At 60.2% G+C, this 5,142-nt stretch carries 6 protein-coding genes; 5 read left to right on the top strand and 1 reads right to left on the bottom strand.

Going from position 1 to position 5,142, the window contains the following annotated elements; genetic code table 11:
• The 5 genes from QOC89_RS27295 to QOC89_RS27315 all read left to right on the top strand — a co-directional run.
• Window positions 1–233, top strand: a 233-nt coding sequence (locus QOC89_RS27295) for an SH3-like domain-containing protein (protein ID WP_323047877.1), incomplete at its 5' end; no start/stop codon positions are given.
• A gap of 33 nt (window positions 234–266) precedes the next feature.
• Window positions 267–908 (top strand): nitrile hydratase subunit alpha, encoded by a 642-nt coding sequence (gene nthA, locus QOC89_RS27300; protein ID WP_323047878.1) that lies wholly within the window; start codon window positions 267–269, stop codon window positions 906–908.
• A 2-nt stretch (window positions 909–910) separates the two neighbouring features.
• Complete coding sequence (locus QOC89_RS27305) at window positions 911–1,258, top strand: nitrile hydratase accessory protein (protein ID WP_323047879.1); 348 nt, start codon at window positions 911–913, stop codon at window positions 1,256–1,258.
• A gap of 83 nt (window positions 1,259–1,341) precedes the next feature.
• Window positions 1,342–2,397: a HoxN/HupN/NixA family nickel/cobalt transporter gene (locus QOC89_RS27310; RefSeq protein WP_323047880.1), complete on the top strand. Its 1,056-nt coding sequence runs from the start codon at window positions 1,342–1,344 to the stop codon at window positions 2,395–2,397.
• Between the two features lie 54 nt (window positions 2,398–2,451).
• Window positions 2,452–3,462, top strand: coding sequence for a GlxA family transcriptional regulator (locus QOC89_RS27315; protein ID WP_323047881.1), 1,011 nt, complete (start codon window positions 2,452–2,454; stop codon window positions 3,460–3,462).
• 505 nt (window positions 3,463–3,967) lie between these two features.
• On the opposite strand, the gene QOC89_RS27320 is transcribed toward QOC89_RS27315, so the two are convergent.
• Window positions 3,968–4,618, bottom strand: coding sequence for a response regulator transcription factor (locus tag QOC89_RS27320; RefSeq protein ID WP_323047882.1), 651 nt, complete (start codon window positions 4,616–4,618; stop codon window positions 3,968–3,970).
• Window positions 4,619–5,142: the final 524 nt, after the last annotated feature.

Here is a 5,142-nt window from a genome sequence, read left to right on the forward strand (position 1 = left end):
TCGATCACACGCGTTTGCCGGGCCACCTGCGCAACAAGCGCGGTGTGATCGATCTCGTCTATCCGGGCGCCTTCTCCTACTTCGTTTCGACCGGGCCCGACGGCATCGGCGAGCCGATGCCCGTCTATCGCGTGGCATTCAAGGCCGAGGACATCTGGGGCAAGGACAAGAGCGAACCCAACACGACGATCTACGCCGACCTCTACGAAGCGTATCTCGACGCATCGAACTGAATCTCTCCATCCATCATCCGGTACGAAACCAACATGAGCGAACTTTTCAAATACGACGATGACCGCGAGGCCGCGAGCGCGGCCAAGGTACGCGCACTCGAAGCGCTTCTTATCGAGAAAGGGGTGCTGGGCAGCGACTCGGTCGACACCGTGCTCGGCCATTTCGAAACGATGGCTGGCCCGTTCAACGGCGCGAAAATCGTGGCGCGCGCGTGGGTCGATCCGGCGTTCCGGGAACGCCTCGTCGAAGACACACCGAAGGCCATTGCGGAAATGAACTTCCCGGCCGGGATGGAAGGCGCGGAAGGCGAACACATGGCCGCTGTCGCCAACGGCAACGGGGTTCACAACCTCATCATCTGCACGCTCTGCTCCTGCTATCCGTGGCCCGTGCTGGGTCTGCCGCCGTACTGGTACAAAGACCCGGTGTTCCGCGCGCGCGGCGTGCGCGAACCGCGCGCCGTGCTGAAGGAGTTCGGCGTGCCGGTTTCGGACGACACGGAAGTCAAGGTATGGGACAGCAGCGCGCAAATCCGCTGGTTCGTCATCCCGGAGCGACCCGCCGGCACCGAAGGCATGAGCGAAGCGGAACTGGCCGCGCTCGTCACCCCCGAAGCGATGATGGGTGTGGCGCTGGTGCCCTCGCCTTGCGCATCGCCACAGCCGGCGGCCTGATCATGTTTACCCGTTTCGAGGAATATGCAGCCTCCAGCATGCTGGGACATCCGGACTCTCCGCCGCGCATGCAAGGCAAACTGCTGTTCGACAAGCCATGGGAACGGCAGGTATTCGGGCTCGCGCTTTCGCTTTCGAAGGCGGGGCACTTCGAGTGGGACGATTTCCGTCAGAACCTCATCGAGTCGATCGCTGAATGGGAAGACGGATACTGCGCGGGGCAGCCGCCGTGGGACTACTACGAGCGCTTTCTGCTCGCCCTCGAAAAGACCGTGACACAGGCCGGCGTGCTGTCGGCCAGCGACATGGCGTCGCTGAATCTGCGTGCGTTGCGTCCGTCCGGCAACTGAGCCGCGCCCATGCTCGCGGCGTTCAGGCAATAGCGCGAGACGCCCGGCATGTCGCAAAACGAAGTTTCATCAGGATATCTACCATGCTCAAGCAACTGTCCAATGTACTCACCGGATCCGATCCACAGGTCCAGCGCAAGCTCTTCGGCATTTACGGCCTGCTGTTGGTGATGAATGTCGGCGCGTGGATCTGGGCGTTCGCGTCGTTCCGGGACCACCCGGTCCTGCTCGGCACCGCGTTGATCGCCTATGGACTAGGTTTGCGCCATGCGGTCGATGCCGATCACATTGCCGCGATCGACAACGTGACCCGTAAGCTGATGCAGGAGAAAAAACGCCCTGTCGCCGTGGGCTTTTTCTTCTCGCTCGGTCACTCGACCATCATCGTGATCGCCTCGCTCGCGGTCGCGGCAGTCGCAAGCGCGTTGAATACACGCTTTACCCAATACAAAGAATTGGGCGGATTGATCAGCACGTCGGTATCCACCCTCTTCCTGTTCGCGATCGCGTTCCTGAACCTCGTGATTCTGAAGTCGATCTTCCAGGCATGGCGCCACGTACGCGCAGGCGGCGCCTACGTCGACGTCGACTTCGACATGTTGCTGGCCAACCGCGGCTTTCTCGCGCGGATCTTTCGCCCGATGTTTCGGCTTGTTGCGCGTAGCTGGCACATGTTCCCACTTGGCTTTCTGTTCGGACTCGGTTTCGATACCGCGACCGAGGTGAGCCTGCTCGGCATGTCCGCGTCGCAGGCTTCGCACGGCATTTCGGCATGGTCGGTGATGGTGTTCCCGGCGCTCTTCAGCGCGGGGATGTCGCTGGTCGACACGCTCGACGGTCATCTGATGCTCGGTGCCTACGGCTGGGCGTATCTCAAGCCGATTCGTAAGATCTACTACAACATGACGATTACGCTAGTGTCGGTCGCGGTCGCGCTGCTGGTCGGCACGATCGAGGCCTTGGGCCTGATTTCTGACCACTTGAAGCTCGAAGGCAAGCTGTGGGATGCTATCGGTACGTTGAACGACAACTTCGGCACGCTGGGCTACATCATCATTGGTATCTTCGCCGCGAGCTGGCTCGTATCGATGGTGCTTTACCGAACCCGGCGCTTCCACGAACTCGAGACGAACCACTAGGCGAGCGCATGCGGCATGCGCCGTGCCGCCTCGGCTCCATTTTGACTGACATCTATGCGCAAGATCACCGTCGGAATGGTCCTGTACCCCGGCTTCCAGCTGCTCGATATCGCGGGCCCCAAAGACGCCTTTGCGGAGGTCCGCGTTCTCAGTCAGGGGGCATGCGAATACGAAATGCTGACAATCGGCACGACGCGGGGCAGTGTGCTGTCTTCCAGCGGGCTGACGGTCATGCCGGACCGGACCATCTTCGATCCGTGTCCGCATTTCGACACGGTGATCGTGCCCGGCGGCCTCGGCGTATTCGAAGTACTGGAAGACTCGACGCTCAGCGAATGGCTCGCGAAGCAGCACAAGAGCACCAGGCGGATCGCCGCTATCTGCAACGGCGTGTTTGCGTTCGGCGCGGCCGGCATGATCGATAACCGGACGGTCACGACACACTGGATGGACGCCACGCGTCTTGCATCGATGTTTCCGAAGGCGAAAGTCGAACCCGACCAGATCTACGTAAAAGACAACGGGCTCTATACGACCGCCGGCGTGACCGCCGGCATCGATCTCGCACTGGTCATGATCGAAGAGGACTTCGGCAAGCAAATGGCGCTCGACGTCGCGAAGTATCTGATCGTGTACGTGCGCCGCGCGGGCGGCCAGTCGCAGTTCAGCCCGCTGCTGGAAACCCAGGCCGCCAGCGATTCGCAGATCCAGTCGATTCAGCAGTACCTGCTCGACAACCTTCATCTGAATCATACGACCACGTCGCTTGCGCACCGGCTCAAAATGAGTCCGCGCAATCTGTCGCGCCTCTTCACCAGGGAGTGCGGCGTCAGTCTCATCGCATTCCTGAACGACGCGCGCATCGACGCCGCGCGCCGCTACCTCGAAAGCACTCGCCACCCAATCGGCGAGATCGCGAAGCGTTGCGGCTTTGAGAGCGCGGATACGCTGCGGCGCACATTCAGTCGCCGGCTTCAGATTAGTCCCGTTGAGTACCGGCAGCGCTTTCGCTCCGGCGATCCGGTGAACGACGAGGGGCCCGGGGTCCGCGAATCCGGCCGATAAGGGCGCTTTCCATTTCAGCGCGTCTCAGACGCGTGCGCCGGCCTTGATCAGCGCGCTAGTCAGAATCACCGCAGCGCAACTGCTGACTTGCGACTACTGGATGCATATGGCGGAGAAGTCGACCGTACGGCGATAAATGGTTCTGCCAAGCCACGGCACAAACGTGTACTCGTTATAGGCGTTGCTACCGATATGAATCCAGCTACGTAGAACATGTGACACGATGATTCCTTGCGGACATTAGGAAGAGAACCGGTCAGGCGGCCATCCGAAAGTGACATGCGGTCGTCGGGCCGAACGGCGATCTTTGCGCTGCAATAACAGCGAGCGTGTAGCCGTAAGAGAAGAGTAGATCCAGCGGGAGGGCGGGTCTACTCTACGATTGGATACGCCGATGCAGCATTAGCGTAACTGGCTTATACGGACGTATAAGCGCGACATGGAGACTTTTCATTGCGCGTGGCCTGGCGCACGACTATGCAGCCAGTAGATCCACGCCCAGCAATCAATGACGGCCGTCGGGCAGGCAGGGTTTGACACCCAGCGATTCGGCCTTGCGGACAAGGTCTGGCATCGAGCGCGCGTTCATCTTGCGCATGACCTGTCCACGGTGAACCTTGACTGTGATTTCGCTCAGGTTCATCTCAGAGGCAATCTGCTTGTTCAGCAGACCGGACAGAACAAAGCCCATCACCTCTTTCTCACGCGGCGAAAGAGACTGATACGCGGCGCGCAGACCGGTGAGCGCGGATTCTGCCGCGAGCCGCTCTCTGTCTCGCGCCAAGGCCTGAGCCACCGCGTCGAGCATGTCCTGGTCCTTGAATGGCTTCGCAAAGAAATCAAGCGCGCCCGCCTTCATTGCCTTCACTCCCATCTCGATGTCTCCATGACCGGTCATGAATACGACGGGAATACGCATGCCGCTATTAACGATTTCCTGATGAAAAGCCATGCCGCTTTTTCCGCGAAGCCGCACGTCAAGAATGAGACAGCTCGGTCCATCTGAGTGGGGAAAGCGGAGAAATTCGTCCGGGGACTCGAACGTTTCGACGCGCAAGCCGACGGAGCGCAAGAGCAAGTCAAGGGCCAGACGGATTCCCTCGTCGTCGTCGACGACGTAGATGACGGAATTGCTGGTTGCTTCAGATTCGTCCATTGTTTGGCGGGTCGGTCTAGTAGTCATCTGGACACCTTGCGAAGCTGGAGTACGGGCGCACCCCACTGGCATGCGGCCATTTTACGCCGCCGCACCTGCTCGCGTCAGCGGATCCCGGACAGCTTGCAGAATGGGTTCGTTGCCTGGCGCGCATTCACCGAACTCGCCCTGAAGCCGTCAATGCCACCAGGGGCGACAAAGCGATCAGCAAGCCGCCGCCAATCAGGTCCTGGAAGCATTGGCAAGGCGACCGAGTAAACTAACTGTAAATCGTTGCGGGTCATCATGTGATCGGGTTGGATGAGGGCATCATTGACAAGGGCCTGCACCCCATTCAACAGCGGAATGCAGCGTGCGAGTCTCGGACCAGGTCGCCGGCAGACAAGGGGGGACAATGATTATCGCGAATTGTCAGACCATTGATCAGGTTTGCATGACTGCGGGCTCAGCCCTCTACCGTGGCCGCCGCTTGATGGATGGGATGCCGGTGCTCCTGAAGCTCCTTCCTGAACACGCCGGCACGG

Source organism: Paraburkholderia sp. (assembly GCF_034668105.1).
In the GTDB taxonomy this organism is placed as follows: domain Bacteria; phylum Pseudomonadota; class Gammaproteobacteria; order Burkholderiales; family Burkholderiaceae; genus Paraburkholderia.

What these genes read in the sequence shown, in the direction of transcription:
- nthA (WP_323047878.1), top strand. Translation starts at nt 267, where the DNA reads ATGAGCGAACTTTTCAAATACGACGATGACCGCGAGGCCGCGAGCGCG.
- QOC89_RS27305 (WP_323047879.1), top strand. Translation starts at nt 911, where the DNA reads ATGTTTACCCGTTTCGAGGAATATGCAGCCTCCAGCATGCTGGGACAT.
- QOC89_RS27310 (WP_323047880.1), top strand. Translation starts at nt 1,342, where the DNA reads ATGCTCAAGCAACTGTCCAATGTACTCACCGGATCCGATCCACAGGTC.
- QOC89_RS27315 (WP_323047881.1), top strand. Translation starts at nt 2,452, where the DNA reads ATGCGCAAGATCACCGTCGGAATGGTCCTGTACCCCGGCTTCCAGCTG.
- QOC89_RS27320 (WP_323047882.1), bottom strand. Translation starts at nt 4,618, where the DNA reads ATGGACGAATCTGAAGCAACCAGCAATTCCGTCATCTACGTCGTCGAC.